Origin of the sequence: Pedobacter antarcticus (genome assembly GCF_900103515.1) — a bacterium.
Taxonomy (GTDB): domain Bacteria; phylum Bacteroidota; class Bacteroidia; order Sphingobacteriales; family Sphingobacteriaceae; genus Pedobacter; species Pedobacter antarcticus.
Genome location: NZ_FNGZ01000003.1, coordinates 146131 through 163791 on the forward strand (window position 1 = coordinate 146131; position 17661 = coordinate 163791).

Genomic DNA, 17661 nt, shown 5'->3' on the forward strand with positions numbered 1-17661 from the left:
CTGAATGATTAATCAGGATACTATTAGCAAAATCATGGACACCGCCCGTATAGAGGAGGTTGTCGGTGATTTTGTCTCTCTGAAGAAAAGGGGAACCAGTTTAATTGGGAACTGTCCTTTTCATAATGAAAAAACACCTTCTTTTCACGTTTCTGTAACCAAAGGTATCTACAAGTGTTTTGGTTGTGGTAAGGGTGGAGATTCGGTCCATTTTATTATGGACCATGAGAAATACTCTTATCCGGAAGCGCTTAAGTTTCTGGCTCAGAAATACAATATTGAGGTAGAGGAGGAACAGCAAAGACCGGAACATATTGCGGCCAATAATGCCAGGGAAAGTCTGTATGTGATCTCCCAGTATGCGGCTGCATTCTTCGCTAACGAACTATGGACCGGAGAACAAGGGCGGGCGATCGGGCTGAGTTATTTCAAAGAAAGGGGTTTCAGGGAAGATATTATCCGAAAATTTGAATTGGGTTATTCTCCTGACCAGTGGGATGCTTTACTGCTTAGCGCTAAAGCTGCCGGGCATCAGGAGGAGTATCTTTCTAAAACGGGATTGACCGTACACAATGATAACGGAAGAATCTATGATCGTTTTCGTGGAAGGGTAATGTTCCCGATCCATAACTTCACGGGCAGGGTTATCGGGTTTGGCGGCAGGACGCTGAAAACAGATAAAAACGTCCCGAAATATGTAAACTCTCCGGAGAGTGATATTTACCATAAATCTAATGTGCTTTATGGTTTGTTTCAAGCCAAAAAGGCCATCCGGGATGCAGATAATTGCTATCTGGTAGAGGGTTATGCAGATGTGCTTTCTGTCCATCAGGCAGGCGTGGAAAATGTGGTTGCATCTTCCGGTACGTCACTGACTGTGGAACAGATCCGTCTGATTGGCAGGTTTACGCAAAATGTAACCATCTTGTATGACGGTGATGCTGCGGGTATCAAAGCTTCCCTGCGCGGTCTGGATATGATCCTGGAAGAGGGCCTGAATGTGAAGGTTGTTAATTTTCCGGATGGGCATGATCCGGATTCCTATATGCATCGGGTGGGTGCGGGAGCCTTTAAAAACTATATCGAGAATAACCGAAAAGACTTTATCCTTTATAAAGCGGATATTCTGCTGAAAGAGGCGGGAAAAGATCCGATTAAAAGGGCAGGTATCATTCGTGATATTGTAGAGAGTATCGCGAAAATACCGGATGATATTAAGGTGTCTGTGTTTATCCGCGAATGCAGTCATCTGCTGCAGGTGGAGGAACGTATACTGCTAACCGAGCTGAATAAAATGCGTTCGGCTAAATTTAAGAAGAACGCTGCTGCACAGCCGTCTAGAAGGCAGTTCCCTTCGGCTTCTCCGGAACAGGATGGTCCGCCTGAGAATCTGTTCGACGATAACGCTAAACCGGATCTGCCGGATGAGCAGGAGCGCGCAGATGACGACCTGCTGCAGGAGCATGAAATTATCAGGCTGCTACTTGCTTTCGGGCATGAATTAGTCAGCTGGGATAATATCGACGATATGTATATCGGGTCATTTATTATTCAGAATCTGGCCGATGTTACATTTGAAGACGAGATTTGTAAGAAGATCATCGAAAGTTATAAGCAAGAGATAGAAAACGGACATTTACCTGTAGCCAATCAATTTATTAAAAGCGAGGACCGTACAATTGCCGATCTTGCGATTACACTGTCTACATCTCCTTATACGCTGAGTGAGAACTGGTACAATAAGCATCAGATCTACGTGCGGGATGAAACTGTAAATCTCAAAGCAACCATATTAGGCGGATTATTCCACCTGAAAAAACGTAAGGTCGACCGGATTCTGCTTGGATTGCTCCAGGAAATTAAAACAGAAGACGACCCTGTTAATCAGGAAATTCTAATGCAGCGTTACGCCTTTATTAAGAATGTGGAACGGGAAATCTCCCGTTTTCTGGGATCTGTAGTTATTAAATAATGAGCCTGCACCTGGAACTGGGCAGGACAGGAGAAAGGCTTGCCTCGGACTACCTGGAGGCTTCCGGTTATCTGATTCTGGAAAGAAACTGGGTATACGGCCGTGCTGAAGTAGATTTAATTGCCTGGTTTGAAAACAAGCTTATTTTTGTTGAAGTAAAAACCAGGCGCTCGGTATTGCATGGCGAGCCGGAAGATTTTGTAGATTGGAAGAAAGAAAGGCAATTGGAAATGGCTTCTTCCGTTTATATTGCCAGAAGGCAGCATCAGGGCGAGATTCGCTTTGACATAGTTGCAATTGTTTTTGAAAATAAAGACCTTTATCACATTAACCATATCGAAGATGCATTTTGGCCTGGCTGATACCCTGAAGAATATGAAATTAGTTTTAATCAGTATCATTTGCGGCGCTGTAGCGCTGAGTTCCTGCAAATCCAATGACGGCAAGTCATCTTATGCAGGTTTTAAATTACCGGAACAAGGCCAGAGTTTTGGTCTGGGCCAGGAAGTGAAAGTTGAACTGGAAATTCCTGCGAATGAAGAAGTAAAGAAAATCAGTTACCTGCTGGACGGAAAGCCGCTGGGCACACAGGACGGTACGGGTGCGTATACCTTTGCCACCAAAGGACTGAGCCTTGGTTACAAGCAGATTACTGCTATTCTGGAAAACGGAAACACGAAAGATACGGTAACAACAAATATTGTCTTGAAATCTTCAATACAGCCTAAGCTGTTCAATTATAAAGTTATTAACGTATTTCCACATGATACAAGTTCTTATACCCAGGGTCTTGAATATCATGGGGGCCGTCTTCTGGAAAGTACGGGAGAGTACGGAAGTTCTTCTCTGCGCTGGGTAGATTTAAAAACAGGCAAAGCTTTACAGCGGGTTGATCTTGACCCGAAATACTTTGCAGAAGGTTCAACTTTAATCGGCGATAAAATTATCCTGTTAACCTGGCGCGAAAATGTAGGTTTTACCTACGATGCTAAAACCCTGAAACAGAATGGAACTTTTACCTATCAGAACAGTCGTGAAGGATGGGGTCTTACTTTTGATGGAAAGCGCATTATAAAGTCTGACGGAACAAATAGAATCTGGTTCCTGAATAAGGATACTTACAAGGAAGAGAGTTATGTGGATGTGTATGATAACAACGGCCCTGTAGATCAGTTAAATGAGCTGGAATACATTGACGGAAAGATATACGCCAACATTTACCAGTCGGATAATATTGCGATTATAGACCCAAATACTGGCGCTATAGAGGCTTACGCTAATCTTACGGGTATCTTACCTGCGAAGGATAAATTTGCGAATACAGATGTCCTGAACGGGATTGCTTGGGACGCGGTTGGAAAACGTTTATTTGTGACCGGTAAGAAATTCGATAAATTATTTGAAATATCGCTGATACCGGTCACAAAATAACCGGTTTATTCTTTTGAATCTTTTGTGTCTTTAGGTTTTGCTGCGGCTGTTACTGTGCCGTCAAAGGTAATGCTCTGCTGGTTATTGCTGGTAACGACCAATGTGGCATTGCCAGTGGTGCCAACAGTCATATTGATGACATAGTTGTCTTTGACATCTTTTGGTTTGATTTCAATCTGCCAGCCGCCTTTTTTACGGTCTTTAACAGTATAACCAAATGATTTGGATTTGAACTTAATACCGTTGTCATCCGGGTTACCCCCGATTTTGGCGGTATAAGATCTGCCATAATAAGGAAGATAAGCCACAACGCTGTCTTTCTTAACAATCAGATCGTAGGATGATCCGGCGAGATTTATAGTTCCACCGCCGGTATAGCCCGGCATGCGACTCATGACCCTATTAATATCAGAAGCATTAAGCGGCTGCGCGCTCCTTGCTGAAAACACATAGTCCTGTGCGGCAATGGCACTGGCAACGGTTTGTTTGTTGTTCTGGGCCTGTAACTGAGCTGCAGGAAGCAGCAATGCCAGCACAAGGAGTTTTTTAAGCGTGTTCATCTGTTTCATGTTTTTGTGTACCTATTGGACAATTATTCGGATTAATAGTTTAACCGGCAGATGAACACGCTGTTATTTAGCTGTTTCTCCAGTTTTTATATTGGTTGATCAGACCGTTAGTAGAAGCATCGTGTGTATGAACTGGTTCATCGTCTTTCAGTTCAGGCAATATGCTTTTGGCCAGTTGTTTACCTAATTCAACACCCCATTGATCAAAACTAAAGATGTTCCAGATAATTCCCTGAACGAAAATCTTGTGTTCGTATAAAGCGATGAGTGTACCCAGGCTTTCCGGTGTCACTTTCTTCAACAGAATGGAGTTTGTCGGGCGGTTACCGTCAAAAGTTTTGAAAGGTGCAAGCTTCTCGATTTCTTCTGCAGATTTGTCGTCTTTTTTCAATTCTTCAATGACTTGTTCTTTAGTTTTTCCGTTCATTAAAGCTTCTGTCTGTGCAAAGAAATTAGACAGCAGAATAGGGTGGTGTTCACCAATCGGGTTTAAACTCTGTGCAGGTGCGATAAAATCACAAGGAATTAATCTTGTGCCCTGATGAATCAATTGGTAAAAGGCATGCTGACCATTTGTTCCTGGTTCGCCCCAGATAACCGGACCAGTTTCATAAGTAACTTCTTTACCATTTCTGTCTACATGTTTTCCGTTACTTTCCATATCACCTTGCTGAAAATAGGCAGCGAAACGGTGCATATACTGATCATATGGTAAAATTGCCTGTGTTTCTGCATCGAAGAAATTGATGTACCAAACGCCGAGCAGACCCAGAATAACCGGAATATTGTTTTCGAACGGTGTGTTTTCAAAATGCTCATCGGCCGCATGTGCACCCTTAAGCAACGCTTTAAAGTTGTCAAAACCGATACTTAAGGCAATTGGCATACCTATGGCACTCCACAGTGAATATCTGCCGCCAACCCAGTCCCAGAAACCAAACATATTCTCTGTATCAATTCCGAATTCGGCAACATCTTTTGCATTGGTGGACAATGCCGCAAAGTGCTTAGCTACGTCTGCCTCTTTTGCACCTTTGTCAAGAAACCAAGATTTTGCTGTCAGAGCATTAGTCATAGTTTCCTGTGTAGTAAACGTTTTTGACGCAACCAGGAACAAAGTTGTTTCCGGATTTACAGTTTTAAGTGTCTCTGCTATATGTGTACCGTCAATATTGGATACAAAGTGCATGGTCAGGTGGTTCTTATAAGCTTTAAGTGCCTCTGTAACCATAACCGGACCCAGATCCGATCCGCCGATACCAATATTAACGACATCGGTAATCGCTTTGCCAGTATACCCTTTCCAATTGCCGGAGATAATCTGGTTACTAAAAGTTTCCATTTTGTCCAGAACAGCATGTACGTCATCCATTACGTTCTTTCCGTCTACCAACACAGGTTTACCGCTGAAGTTACGTAAAGCTGTGTGCAGTACAGCCCGGTCTTCCGTCTGATTAATCGCTTCGCCCGCGAACATAGCCTTAATAGCTTCGTCCAGTTTACATTCTCTGGCCAGCTGAAGCAGTAATGCGATAGTGGTGTCATCTACCCTGTTTTTGGAATAATCGAGCAGGATGTCGTTAAAGATTGTCGAGAATTTTTCAAAACGCTCCGCATCTTCTTCGAACAGTTGTTTGATGTTTTTCTCATTGATCACAATGAAATGGTCTGCGAGGTATTTGTAGGCGTTTGTTTCCGTGAAATTAATGGTTGGTAGCATAAGAATGTTTTCTTTTAAAATGTAATTTCTCTTTTCCGATATCATGCAAACAAGTAGTACCGGGTTAATGTTTAGAATAACAGGAAGTCCACCTGTTGGATTTGAAACGTTATGTATTCATTATCAGTTGGATTGGTGATTTTCCAGTTGATTTTATTTCCTAACTTGTATTCTATAGACAAAAATAACAATCACTCTTAAAAAACGGTTATGTTAGAGAATTTAAATCAGTTGGTGAAAGAAAATGCACAGGAAGCTATTTTGAACAATAGCGCTGTGCCAGACGAGCAGAACGAAGCAGCCGTTTCTGCGGCTTCCGGATCAATTATGGAAGCTTTGCAGTCGCAGGTATCTTCCGGTAACCTGGCTAATCTGGTTGCTGCTTTTAAGGGTGGAGATGTGCAAAACAGCAATGTTGTACAGGAAGCTTCCTCTAGTTTTATAGATAAATTGTCAGGTATGGGAATTAATCTGGAATCTGCTAAAGGAATTGCAGCTTCTCTGATACCCGGAATTGTAGGTCAGTTTGTAAACAAGACAAATGATCCTAATGATAGTTCTTTCAATATACAGGATATTATTACGAAAATATCTGGTCCGGATGGCAAATTCCAGTTGTCAGATCTGACGGACCTTTTTAAAGACGGTAATGCAGAGCCAGGCTCTGCTGATAGCCAGGGAGGTGGTATTGTCGACAAGCTGAAAGGTTTATTTAGTTAAGCGTTTTTATGTGGTTATACAGGGGGTGTCTGGCTTGTTCAGGTACCCTTTTTCTGTTTTATATGTTATATTTGTGTTATGACTAAAGAACAAATACAGGATTTAAGGGACAGAATAGCGTCCCTGAGGAGGCATCTTTGACGTCGAAACACGACTCGAAGCTATTTATATAGAACAGGAGCTTACCTTACAGACAGATTTTTGGGATGATCCTAAAAAGGCTGAAAAGCATTTGGCAGAAATGAACGCAAAAAAGGTATGGACAGATGCCTGGCAACGTGTTAATGCCGAATTTGAAGATACACAGGTGTTATTTGATTTCTTCCAGGCTGGTGATGCCACTTTGGAGGAAATGGAAGAACAGTATGAGCACTGCCGCTCGATGGTAGAAGATCTTGAGCTTAAAAATATGCTCAGCAGTAAAGAAGATCAGCTGAACGCTGTGATGCAGATCACAGCCGGTGCAGGTGGTACAGAAAGCTGTGACTGGGCAGCTATGCTCATGCGGATGTATATCATGTGGGGAGAAAAGAACGGTTACAAGGTAACTGAACAAGATTATCAGGCAGGTGAGGTTACAGGTGTCAAATCTGTCACAATGCAGTTCGCAGGAGACTTTTCTTACGGTTATCTTAAAGGGGAAAACGGGGTACACCGTCTGGTCCGGATATCGCCATTCGACTCCAACGCACGACGACATACATCGTTCGCTTCGGTTTACGTGTATCCGCTTGTAGATGATACCATTGAGATTGAGATTAAGGATGCAGATATTGAGTTCGAAACCTTCCGGTCCGGTGGTGCAGGTGGACAGAATGTGAATAAGGTGGAAACTGCTGTCCGGTTATACCACAAGCCTTCGGGCATCGTAATTAAAAACCAGGAATCACGTTCCCAGTTGCAGAATAAGGAAAATGCACTTCGTTTGTTGAAGTCTCAACTCTATGAAGCAGAAATGCGAAAAAGGATGGAAGCCTCTGCAGCTGTAGAAGGCTCTAAAATGAAAATAGAATGGGGTTCGCAGATTAGAAACTATGTGCTTCATCCTTACAAACTGGTTAAAGACCTGAGAACGAATTATGAGACCTCAAATGCACAGGGTGTGCTGGATGGAGAATTAAATGATTTTCTGAAAGCCTACCTGATGGAATTTTAATATAGAAAGAATGAAAAAGAGAAGCTGGCTGATTTATATATGTTTAAGTCTGATGGGTACACAACTGACACGTGCGCAGGAGGTAATGGCGCTGTATCCGGGAGTAATCCCCGGAGCAAAGGCTACACCTGCTGGTTATAAGGAAATACCTGCCATACAGGATGGCAAAATAACCGGTTTGAGTAAGGTGTTCTTTCCTGAGCTCCGTATATTCCGGCCAGCAAAAGATAAAGCTAATGGTACAGCTGTGATTATCTGCCCTGGCGGCGGATACGCACATCTGGCCATTTCCCACGAAGGAGATGAGGTCGCCAGACGCTTCGCGGAAAAAGGCATAACAGCCGTCGTGCTGAAATACCGATTGCCAGACGATGCAATTATGGAGAATAAATCCCTTGCGCCGCTTCAGGATGCACAGCAGGCAATTTATGTCTTGCGAAAAAATGCAGCTGCCTGGGGTGTGGATCCAGCCAAAATTGGAATTATGGGCTTTTCTGCCGGAGGGCATCTGGCCGGTTCATTGACTGTTCATTATAAGGATCAGCAAATTCAGAATGCAGAGAAGCTAAATCTTCGTCCTGACTTTTCTATACTTATTTATCCGGTTATCAGTTTCGGCGCATCTACACATACCGGATCGGTTAACAACCTCATCGGTAAAGATGCTTCTGCGGAAAAACGGAATTATTTTTCTAATGAACTGCATGTAACACCACAAACGCCCCGTACTTTCCTGGTACACGCAAATGATGACACAACGGTTCCGGTTGAGAACAGTATCCTGTTTAACCAGGCCCTTCAGAAAAATGGCGTTCCTGTAGAAACACATCTTTATCAGGCCGGCGGACATGGATTTGGTCTGCACAACCGTACAACCTCTGAGGATTGGTTTGTAAGTCTGGAAAACTGGTTGGTAGAGAATAATTTTCTGAAAGACTAAATAAAATTTTCGGAAAGGATGTCCTGCAGTTCTTTTAACTCGGCTACCTTCTCTGCTGAGCCCAGATTTTCATAGGCGGAGATCAGGTTGCGGATAATACGGCGGATGATCTCAACGTTGCTGCACGGAGCATAAAAACCTGGCATTGGCTGCAAATTAAGCTGGCGCAGAAACTGGTCTACATCATGCTTGCCGAAAATTGCGCCTTTGTTAAAGGCATTAATATAAAATAGAACACCGAACTCCTGCTCATCTCTTTTGGTTTCATCTATATACCCCAGGATAAAATGCTGCGGCAGATTGACACCGTAAACAGGGATATCCAGCTTCTGTGCTATAGTGCAGTAAATAATGGCTAATGAGATCTGATTTCCTTTCCGGGTATCCAATACCTGGTTGATATAGGAGTTCTGCGGGTCGTGATGATTTTTAGTATTACCGCTGAATCCGTTGATCTTATAGAAGATATGATTAATCAGTTTTATTTTCTCTACAGAACTCATTTCATGCTGAAGGCCAAGCCATACTTCCCGCCTGATTTCTTCAAGCTGGTTAATGACCCGCTGTTCGTCAAGATCGGGATATTGATACCGGTTAATAACCAATGCACCTTTTAGAAGGTCAAATGCACCACTCTGGTACCATAGTGAAAGATCCTCTTTGACATTGTTAAACTGAATCTGATGGACTATATTTTCTATTCTTTCCTGAATCAGGGTATCCAGTGATTTTTCCCATTCTGTCTCCAGAAACTTAACCACAGCGTTGCCATGTTCGAGGAGTCTTTTCTCTACTTCACCATATACTTCCTGATCCGGGTCTTCCAGTAGCCTTATTAAAGCGTCTATTTCTTTACTATTTTCCATTCGATGCCACTTTCATTTGACGTTTACTTATTTTTGCTGCTATATGGTACTACAATTTATCAGCGATTATCTGAAGCATCGTTTAACCGCCAAAAGCAGGCATGGGACACATTCTCCGTTTGTTTATAAACTAGTGGATGAGGTAATTTACGATTTTTCTCCTAAAGCCGAATATGGTGTGATTGAGGAACAGCGAAAAAAACTTTTGCATGACGATGCGCTGATCACCGTAACTGATCTTGGGGCTGGCTCACACCTGAATAAGAACAGGCAAAAACGAGTGAAGGAAATTGCTAAAAATGCATTAAAGTCTCCCGGTCTGGCACAGCTTATTTTCCGGCTAGCCAGATACAGTGAAGCGAACCGGATTGCTGAACTGGGAACCTGTCTGGGAATTACAACTGCCTACCTGGCGAAATCCCGCCCGGAGGCTGAAGTGGTAACCATGGAAGGCTGCCCGCAAACTGCTGCAAGGGCTGCACAGAATTTCAGGGAACTTGGGTTGGAGCGGATAGAATTGCAGGTTGGAAATTTTGATCAGTTGCTGCCTGAGTTTATCGAAAAACAGGATCACCTCGATTTTGTATATATCGACGGAAACCACCGCGAGGATGCTACCCTGAATTATTTTAAACTATGTCTGCCGAAAGTGCATGAAAATACACTGTTGATCTTTGATGATATCTATTGGAGCGAAGGCATGAAGAGAGCCTGGACTGAAATTAAAAATCATCCTGATGTGACGGTAACAGTAGATTTATTCTGGATAGGACTAGTCTATTTTAAAAAGGGGCAAGCCAAGGAACATTTTAAAATCAAGTACTAAAAGGCTTCGGCCAGACTCAGGTAGAAACCAGATTGTCTGGCCTCATTAGGTCTTTTCTCGCCAACTGCATAGTCAGCTCTGACACTCAGTCCTTTTGCCGGGTCATAGAAATACCGGATACCGGCTCCCACAGATGGTTTAAACTGTTTAAAGGAGAAGTCACCGTTAGCAAATACCCTGCCCCCGCCGCCAAATGCAACCAGTCCAAAGCGGTTACTGAATCTGTAACGAAGTTCGGTTTGCGCAGCCAGTAGATTTTCATCCCGGTACCTTCCCGAATAATATCCACGCATCATTTCGTCATTGCCGAGTTGTGGCAGCATATAAAATGGAGTATTACTGCTTTGTACGGTATGGTATATGCCATTAACACCCAATACAAATTTTGGTGAAAGGGACCAGAAGTTACGCAGAACTAATTTGATCTGGCTGCCACTGAATTCTTCGCCGCTGAAAAACTTCGGTGCATACTGATAAGATATCCGGCCAAAGAATCCATGGGTAGGGTAATTATTGGAGTTTCTGGTATCATAGGTTTGAGAGAGACCTACAAATATTGTTGAGCCTCCTGGTCTTCCCTGCTGCAACTCATAGATACCACCTGCTTCTTTATCTTTAAAGCTATAATGTTCATACCCCAGTGAAGCACCTGTATAAGCAAAAGGCAGAATATTCTTTTCGATGTCAAACATCATTTTCACCTGATCCTGAACCAGACGGTCTTTGCTGGCCTCCAGTGTTTGGTTGCCGGTTCCGTAAAAATCAAATGGCGTACTTCTAAAACGCATCTCTCCGATCAGGTGCCATGCATTCGCCTTTGTCCAGACATCTCCTTTAAGGGTTACATTATATTGTTTCTCGGTCGAATAGGAGAGGACCGTAGAAAAGTTCGAACTCCGGTTGGTGGAATCCTTTTTATCCAGATAGGTTGAGTATAAACCTGCCAGGCCGAATTCAAGGCCGACTTCTTGCGAATACCTAAGTAAGGGCAAAGGCATGAAACTTGCTCTCCTTGTACTGTCTACTTTTTCGGAAAGCATTTTCCGGATTAGTTTCATCTGTGCAGATGCTGAAAAGGTAATGCTTAGTAAAAGTCCGCAAAGCAGGGTTCGTTTCATCAGGGATATTAATTGTATATCCGGCGAAAATAAACATTTTAACGGAATCCGGGCTCAGTTCTCATCAGCGTATAGACTTCTTTCATGAACAATGCTTCATCAAGCAACTTAAGCAGTTGAAGGAGTTCTTCTTGCGTGAAGGCAAAACTGATGTCCTCATGTGGTGTGTGAAGTAATATTCTCTCGCGCTGATCGGGAAATGGCATTCCTGATTCGCAATACCGGTATTCATCCAGCATAGATTTAAAACTCAGAAAGTCCTGTTCACTAAAATTTAACATTAGATTTTTATGCCATACATAAATAACGTGGCAGGACGGGCAATGGGATACCGCTGAATCTTCCTGGGTACTGAGGACTATAGTTTTGCACATAAGCTCTTCTTTTAAGCGTATTTTCAAACTTAGCATATTATTTATAAAGATTCTAAATAAAAGAGAAAATTCTGTTGAAACTGCTTTTAATGCAGGTTCTGACAACTTATTTTTTGTTAAAAAAAATAAAAGGCAGTATTGGCAGTTAAAGGGGGCGGCTACTATTCCAGGTTCCTGTCCGGGACATACTTAATTCATATAAATTCCCTATTTTTGCGGCTCAGAGCCCTTTATTGTATGTTTTTATAATTAATATAATCTAATGGCCTGATTTTTAGATACAAACATAAATGAACGTTTGCGGTTCTTCTGTCTGGAAGGATTTGCATAAACAAAACTAAGCAACAATATAATTTATTTAACATGAGTGTAACAAGAGGACCAATTTCTAAATTTATGGAGACTAATTATCTCCATTTCAACGCAGCTGCTATGATGGATGCGGCTAAAGGCTATGAAACGCATTTGGATGAAGGCGGTAAAATGATGATTACTCTTGCCGGTGCGATGAGTACAGCTGAACTGGGAATTTCCCTTGCTGAAATGATCCGTCAGGATAAAGTTTCTATCATCTCCTGTACCGGTGCCAACCTGGAGGAGGATATCATGAACCTTGTTGCGCATTCACACTATAAACGTGTTCCGAATTACCGTGACCTGAGTCCGCAGGATGAATGGGATCTTTTGGAAAATCACTATAACCGTGTTACGGATACTTGTATTCCTGAAGAAGAAGCTTTTAGAAGGTTGCAAAAACATATCCACAAGATATGGAAAGATGCAGAAGAAGCAGGTGAGCGTTTCTTTCCACATGAATATATGTACAAGATGTTGCTGAGCGGCGATTTGGAACAATATTATGAGATCGATCCTAAGAACTCCTGGATGCTTGCGGCCGCAGAAAAAAATCTGCCGATCGTTGTACCGGGATGGGAAGACTCAACCATGGGTAATATCTTCGCGTCTTATGTGATGAAAGGTGAGCTGAAAGCAAGTACCATGAAAAGTGGTATCGAGTATATGGGCTACCTGGCTGACTGGTATATTAAGAACAGTGCTGGTAAAGGTATCGGGTTTTTCCAGATCGGTGGTGGTATTGCAGGTGACTTCCCGATTTGTGTGGTGCCAATGTTATATCAGGATATGGAAATGGAAAATATTCCATTCTGGAGCTACTTCTGCCAGATCTCTGATTCTACGACCTCTTACGGGTCTTATTCAGGTGCTGTTCCAAACGAAAAAATCACCTGGGGAAAACTGGATATTAACACACCGAAATTTATTGTGGAATCGGACGCAACTATCGTCGCTCCATTGATTTTTGCCTGGATATTAAAAATGTAATTAATTTCCAAAATCCTGGAAAAAAAAATGGCTAAAGGAGAAAACAGCCGGACGAAGAAATTCGGCTGTTTTCTTCGTTTAAAGCCATAAAATGCAAATATTTAGAATGATTATAAATTGTATTTACTGTCATTTCTTTGTCATTGGTAACTTAATAAATTTTACTTTTGTGGACGTTTTGGTGGCGAACAAGAGTTTAAACATCAATAGCGTTTATTACAGTTTTTTAAAAAATAGCATAAAATACTCATTATGAGGAATATCTCATTGATCATTAGAAGAGTTTGGAAGTCGGCATTTATGTTTACGGCTCTATCTGTTTTAATCGTTTCTGGTACAAAAGCACAAGACGCAGTAGAAGGTAGAAAAATCTTCAAGGAAAAATGTACTTCATGCCACGCCCTTGACCGTGATTTGATTGGTCCGGCATTACAGCCGCTGATCCCGACTAAAAGTGAAGAATTCTTGATCAAATGGATCAACAACGCTCCTGCTTTTATCGCTTCAGGTGACAAAGAGGCTGTTGAAGCTTCTAAATGGAACCCGAATGCAGATATGACTGCATTCCCGACCTTAACACCGGATCAGATTAAAAGTATCCTTGCTTACGTCAAAGCAGGTGAGCCGAAAAAAGAAGGTGAAGTTGCAGCAGGCGCTGGTGCTTCTGATGAGGTTTCAAGTTTCTCTATCGCAGGTATCGTTGCTGTTATCCTGATCTCTATCGCAATCCTTATTATTTTAGGAAGAGCGATTAAAATGCTGGAAAGACTGATCCTGAAAAAACAAGGCGTTGAAATTATCGAGGAAGAGAATGTATCTATGGCTGCCGGTATCGGTCAGTTATTTAAAAACAAGAAATTCGTATTCTTCTTTATCCTGTGTCTGGTAATCAGTTTAGGTTCTTTCGGATGGATGGGTATGTGGAACACAGGTGTTCATACTGGATACCAACCAACACAACCGATTAAATTCTCTCACGAATTGCACGCAGGTGTAAATCAGATTGACTGTCAATATTGCCATGCTGGTGCATTTGAGTCTAAAAATGCAACTATCCCTTCGCTGAATGTTTGTATGAACTGTCACAAACAGGTTCAGGGTAGAGATAACCATGATGGTAACATCTCTCCTGAGATTCAGAAAATCTACAATGCCCTGGGTTATGATGCAGACAACATGTCTTATGACAAGTCTAAAGAAAAACCAGTTGAATGGATTCGTGTACATAATCTTCCTGATTTCGCTTACTTCAATCACTCACAACACGTTGTAGTTGCTGAAGAAGCTATCCGTAAAGAAAAAGGATTAAAACCTAACGAGCCTGTATGTTTTGCATGCCATGGTCCGGTAAATACAATGGAAGAAATCTACCAGTATTCTCCACTGACTATGAAATGGTGTATCAACTGTCACAAAGATACCCAGCTGGAAGTTAAAGACAACGCATACTACACCAAAGTGATCGAAGCTCACGAGAAGATCAAAAAAGGTGAAAAAGTTACACCTGCATTATTAGGTGGAATGGAATGCGGTAAATGTCACTATTAATAGAGTTTAGTAAAGAACGTTCGATAAACAGTAATATAGCTTAAATGGAAAGCAATAAAAAATACTGGAAAGGCTTAGAGGAATTTAACAAGACCTCTGAATTTGTGGAAAGCAATAAAAACGAATTCGCAGAGCCGCTTCCAATAGAAGATGTTTTAAATGAAGCAGGATTAAGTACAGTAACTCCTCGCCGTGACTTTTTAAAAGCCTTAGGCTTTGGTCTTGGTGCAGTTACGTTAGCGGCTTGTCAGCCAGCTCCCGTACACAAAGCTGTACCTTACCTGATTAAACCTGAAGAAGTAATTCCGGGTATCCCGAATTATTATGTATCAAGTTTCAATGGTCAGCCTGTTCTGGTTAAAACCAGAGAAGGTCGTCCGATCAAGATTGAACCGAATCCTGGTGCAGGTGTCTTTAATCAGGGTACTGATGCTCAGGCTCAGGCATCCGTTCTAGACCTGTATGATGTTTCAAAACTGAAAGCACCGGTATTAAAAAATGAAGAAACTACCTGGGAAAAACTCGATGCTTTTGTTGCCGCTGAATTAGCTAAGGCTAATGCTTCAGGAAAGAAAATCAGAATTGTTTCTTCTTCGGTAAACAGTCCTTCTACTAAAGCTGTTGTTGCAGATTTTACTGCGGCATACCCGGCAACCAAACATGTTCAATATGACGCGGTTTCCTACACAGGTATTATTAAAGCAAATGAAAATAGCTTTGGTAAAGCAGTAATTCCTAAATATAATTTTGACAAGGCAGACCTGATCGTAAGTTTCGGAGCTGACTTCCTGGGTACATGGATCAGTGGTGAAGAACACACTGCTCAATATGTTTCCAACAGAAATAATAAATCCCTGGCTAAAGGTAAAATGTCACGTCACTTCCAGTTCGAAACAGGAATGAGCATGACTGGTACCAACGCCGATACCCGTATCCCGCTGAAATTATCAGAACAGGGTCCGGCTTTACTTGCTTTATATAATGCATTGGCTGAAAAAGCAGTGCTTGCTGGCGCTGCATTACCTAATAATGCAACTGCTGATAAAGCATTAAAATTAGTTGCAAAAGAATTATTACAGCAAAAAGGAAAAGCCCTGGTGGTTTGCGGTTCTAATGATGTGTCTACTCAGATCCTTGTAAACGCAATTAACTCCATTATCGGTAGTTATGGTACGACAATAGATCTTGACAATCCTTCGAAACGTTATGCTGGAAATGATGCTGAATTCGCAGAGTTACTGAATGAGATGAGCAGAGGCGAAGTTGCTGCTGTGTTCTTCCTGGGTACTAATCCTGCTTATGACGCACTTAACGCAAAAGCATTTACTGATGGTTTAAGTAAGGTACCTTTAAAGGTTTCTTTCTCCGACCGCAGAGATGAAACTGCTGAGCTTTGTGACGCTATCGCAATTAATCTGAACTACCTTGAATCATGGGGTGATGCCAATAGCTACGAAGGAAATTATTCTATCGTTCAGCCAACCATCAATCCTGTTTTCAATGCACGTCAGGCTGAGCAAAGTTTACTAATCTGGTCTAAAGCTCCTGTTACTGATTATTACCAGTATGTTCGTGGTAACTGGGAGAAAAATATACTACCTGTTCTGGGTAAATCCTGGAATGAGTTATTGCAAAGCGGTACTTTCACGGCTGCTGCTAAACCTGCAGGTGCTTATACTTTCAATCTTTCTCTGGATGCAGTCGCAACTTCAATCGCTAACAGCAGCAAAGCGCTGGCGAAAGATATTGAACTTCATGTTTATGAAAGTACAGGTATGCGTGACGGTCGTTACGCTAACAACGCATTCCTTCAGGAATTACCTGATCCTGTTTCAAAAGTTACCTGGGATAACTATGTAGCTATCGCGCCTAAGTTCGCCGAGAAACTGGAACTGAAAGAATTTGATGTAGTTGAAGTAAAAGGAAGTAATGGTTATACAATTACTTTACCGGTATTAGTTCAGCCGGGTCAGGCTCAGGGTACTGTTTCTATCGCATTAGGTTACGGTCGTACCAAAGCTGGTAAGGCTGGTGACAATGTAGGTAAAAATGCATTCCCATTCCTTTCATTCAGCAACGGTACTTTACAGTATGCAACTACGGTTACAATCAGTAAAACCGGCGCTACTTATGAATTAGCACAAACACAAACACACCACTCTTTCGAGGGTAGAAATATCATCCGCGAAGCTACTTTCACTGAATTTGTGAAAAATCCTTCTGCCGGTAATGCTAAACACGGTCATAAATCGTACGATCTTTGGGATAAATGGGAAACTCCTGGTAACAACTGGGTAATGGCTATTGACCTGAATGCTTGTACTGGTTGTGGTTCATGTGTGGTTGCCTGTAACGTAGAAAACAACATTCCTGTTGTTGGTCGTGACGAGGTACGCAGACGCAGAGAGATGCACTGGTTACGTATTGATCGTTATTATAGTTTCCAGGAAGGTGATAAGAGCGTTTCTGAGGAGAAAGAAATTGCACACATGGACAATCTTGACCATGTAACGGTTGTTCACCAGCCGATGTTATGTCAGCACTGTGATCACGCTCCTTGTGAAACGGTTTGTCCTGTACTTGCAACTACACACTCTTCTGACGGTCTGAACCATATGGCTTATAACCGTTGTGTAGGTACGCGTTACTGCGCGAACAACTGTCCTTATAAAGTTCGTCGTTTCAACTGGTTTAACTACTGGAACGATTCACGTTTCGATAACTACCTGAACAATGAATTTACTCAGCTGGTACTTAACCCTGATGTAACTACACGTTCAAGAGGTGTAATGGAAAAATGTTCGATGTGTATCCAACGTATCCAGGATGGTAAATTAACTGCCAAAATGCAGAAGCGTCCATTGAAAGATGGCGATATCAAAATGGCTTGCCAGCAGGCTTGTTCTGCAGGTGCGATTATCTTCGGTGACAGCAATGATCCGGAATCGGAAGTTTCAAAAGCATTACGCAGCGAACGCGTTTACTATGTGCTTGAAGAGATCAACACGCAACCGGGTATAGGTTACATGACAAAAATTAGAAACACAGATTCATTACCAACAGTACAAGCGTAAGCT

At 42.1% G+C, this 17661-nt stretch carries 15 protein-coding genes; 10 read left to right on the forward strand and 5 right to left on the reverse strand.

Annotated elements, in window-relative coordinates:
* Positions 1-4: 4 nt before the first annotated feature.
* From dnaG to BLR53_RS07810, 3 genes are read left to right on the forward strand one after another with little or no spacing between them, the layout of a single operon-like run.
* Positions 5-1972, forward strand: a complete 1968-nt coding sequence (gene dnaG / locus BLR53_RS07800) for a DNA primase (RefSeq protein ID WP_074588833.1) — start codon at positions 5-7, stop codon at positions 1970-1972.
* Positions 1972-2334, forward strand: coding sequence for a YraN family protein (locus BLR53_RS07805; protein WP_037440892.1), 363 nt, complete (start codon positions 1972-1974; stop codon positions 2332-2334). Before dnaG ends, BLR53_RS07805 begins: the two co-directional genes overlap by 1 nt.
* Before the next feature lie 13 nt (positions 2335-2347).
* The gene (locus BLR53_RS07810) at positions 2348-3403 is read left to right on the forward strand and encodes a glutaminyl-peptide cyclotransferase (RefSeq protein WP_074589270.1); all 1056 of its coding nucleotides are present in this window, start codon (positions 2348-2350) and stop codon (positions 3401-3403) included.
* A 5-nt stretch (positions 3404-3408) separates the two neighbouring features.
* On the opposite strand, the gene BLR53_RS07815 is transcribed toward BLR53_RS07810, so the two are convergent.
* The gene (locus BLR53_RS07815) at positions 3409-3963 is read right to left on the reverse strand and encodes a DUF4251 domain-containing protein (protein WP_074589272.1); all 555 of its coding nucleotides are present in this window, start codon (positions 3961-3963) and stop codon (positions 3409-3411) included.
* 76 nt (positions 3964-4039) lie between these two features.
* Entirely contained in the window at positions 4040-5692 is a 1653-nt protein-coding gene (gene pgi / locus BLR53_RS07820) for a glucose-6-phosphate isomerase (protein ID WP_074589275.1), read from the reverse strand.
* Positions 5693-5902: 210 nt separating this feature from the next.
* Here pgi and BLR53_RS07825 point away from each other — a divergent pair, with 210 nt between their 5' ends.
* The 3 genes from BLR53_RS07825 to BLR53_RS07835 all read left to right on the forward strand — a co-directional run bounded on the left by BLR53_RS07825 (position 5903) and on the right by BLR53_RS07835 (position 8508).
* The gene (locus BLR53_RS07825; protein WP_074588835.1) at positions 5903-6412 is read left to right on the forward strand and encodes a hypothetical protein; all 510 of its coding nucleotides are present in this window, start codon (positions 5903-5905) and stop codon (positions 6410-6412) included.
* 78 nt (positions 6413-6490) lie between these two features.
* Positions 6491-7568 (forward strand): peptide chain release factor 2 gene (gene prfB / locus BLR53_RS07830; protein ID WP_139218413.1). Its coding sequence is split into 2 segments (ribosomal slippage): positions 6491-6550 and positions 6552-7568, totalling 1077 coding nucleotides; the frame shifts between segments, so codons are not numbered across the junction.
* A 10-nt stretch (positions 7569-7578) separates the two neighbouring features.
* A complete protein-coding gene (locus BLR53_RS07835) occupies positions 7579-8508 on the forward strand; it encodes an alpha/beta hydrolase (RefSeq protein ID WP_074588836.1) in 930 nt (309 codons plus the stop codon).
* On the opposite strand, the gene BLR53_RS07840 is transcribed toward BLR53_RS07835, so the two are convergent.
* A complete protein-coding gene (locus BLR53_RS07840) occupies positions 8505-9374 on the reverse strand; it encodes a transglutaminase-like domain-containing protein (protein ID WP_074588838.1) in 870 nt (289 codons plus the stop codon). The genes BLR53_RS07835 and BLR53_RS07840 overlap by 4 nt on opposite strands.
* A 43-nt stretch (positions 9375-9417) precedes the next feature.
* Here BLR53_RS07840 and BLR53_RS07845 point away from each other — a divergent pair, with 43 nt between their 5' ends.
* Positions 9418-10200, forward strand: coding sequence for an O-methyltransferase (locus BLR53_RS07845; RefSeq protein ID WP_037440880.1), 783 nt, complete (start codon positions 9418-9420; stop codon positions 10198-10200).
* Here the strand turns inward: BLR53_RS07845 and BLR53_RS07850 are convergent.
* Together BLR53_RS07850 and BLR53_RS07855 are read right to left on the reverse strand one after the other, a co-directional pair.
* The gene (locus tag BLR53_RS07850) at positions 10197-11318 is read right to left on the reverse strand and encodes a BamA/TamA family outer membrane protein (RefSeq protein WP_074588841.1); all 1122 of its coding nucleotides are present in this window, start codon (positions 11316-11318) and stop codon (positions 10197-10199) included. The genes BLR53_RS07845 and BLR53_RS07850 overlap by 4 nt on opposite strands.
* 38 nt (positions 11319-11356) lie before the next feature.
* The gene (locus BLR53_RS07855) at positions 11357-11692 is read right to left on the reverse strand and encodes a DUF6686 family protein (RefSeq protein WP_244889465.1); all 336 of its coding nucleotides are present in this window, start codon (positions 11690-11692) and stop codon (positions 11357-11359) included.
* Between the two features lie 363 nt (positions 11693-12055).
* Between BLR53_RS07855 and BLR53_RS07860 the strand changes: the two genes are divergently transcribed.
* The 3 genes from BLR53_RS07860 (at position 12056) to BLR53_RS07870 (ending at position 17658) form a co-directional block, all read left to right on the forward strand.
* The gene (locus tag BLR53_RS07860) at positions 12056-13036 is read left to right on the forward strand and encodes a deoxyhypusine synthase family protein (protein ID WP_074588845.1); all 981 of its coding nucleotides are present in this window, start codon (positions 12056-12058) and stop codon (positions 13034-13036) included.
* A gap of 252 nt (positions 13037-13288) precedes the next feature.
* The gene (locus tag BLR53_RS07865) at positions 13289-14584 is read left to right on the forward strand and encodes a c-type cytochrome (protein ID WP_037440873.1); all 1296 of its coding nucleotides are present in this window, start codon (positions 13289-13291) and stop codon (positions 14582-14584) included.
* Positions 14585-14628: 44 nt separating this feature from the next.
* Positions 14629-17658 carry a TAT-variant-translocated molybdopterin oxidoreductase gene (locus BLR53_RS07870; RefSeq protein ID WP_074588847.1) on the forward strand — a complete coding sequence of 1010 codons (3030 nt, stop codon included), beginning with the start codon at positions 14629-14631 and terminating at the stop codon, positions 17656-17658.
* Positions 17659-17661: the final 3 nt, after the last annotated feature.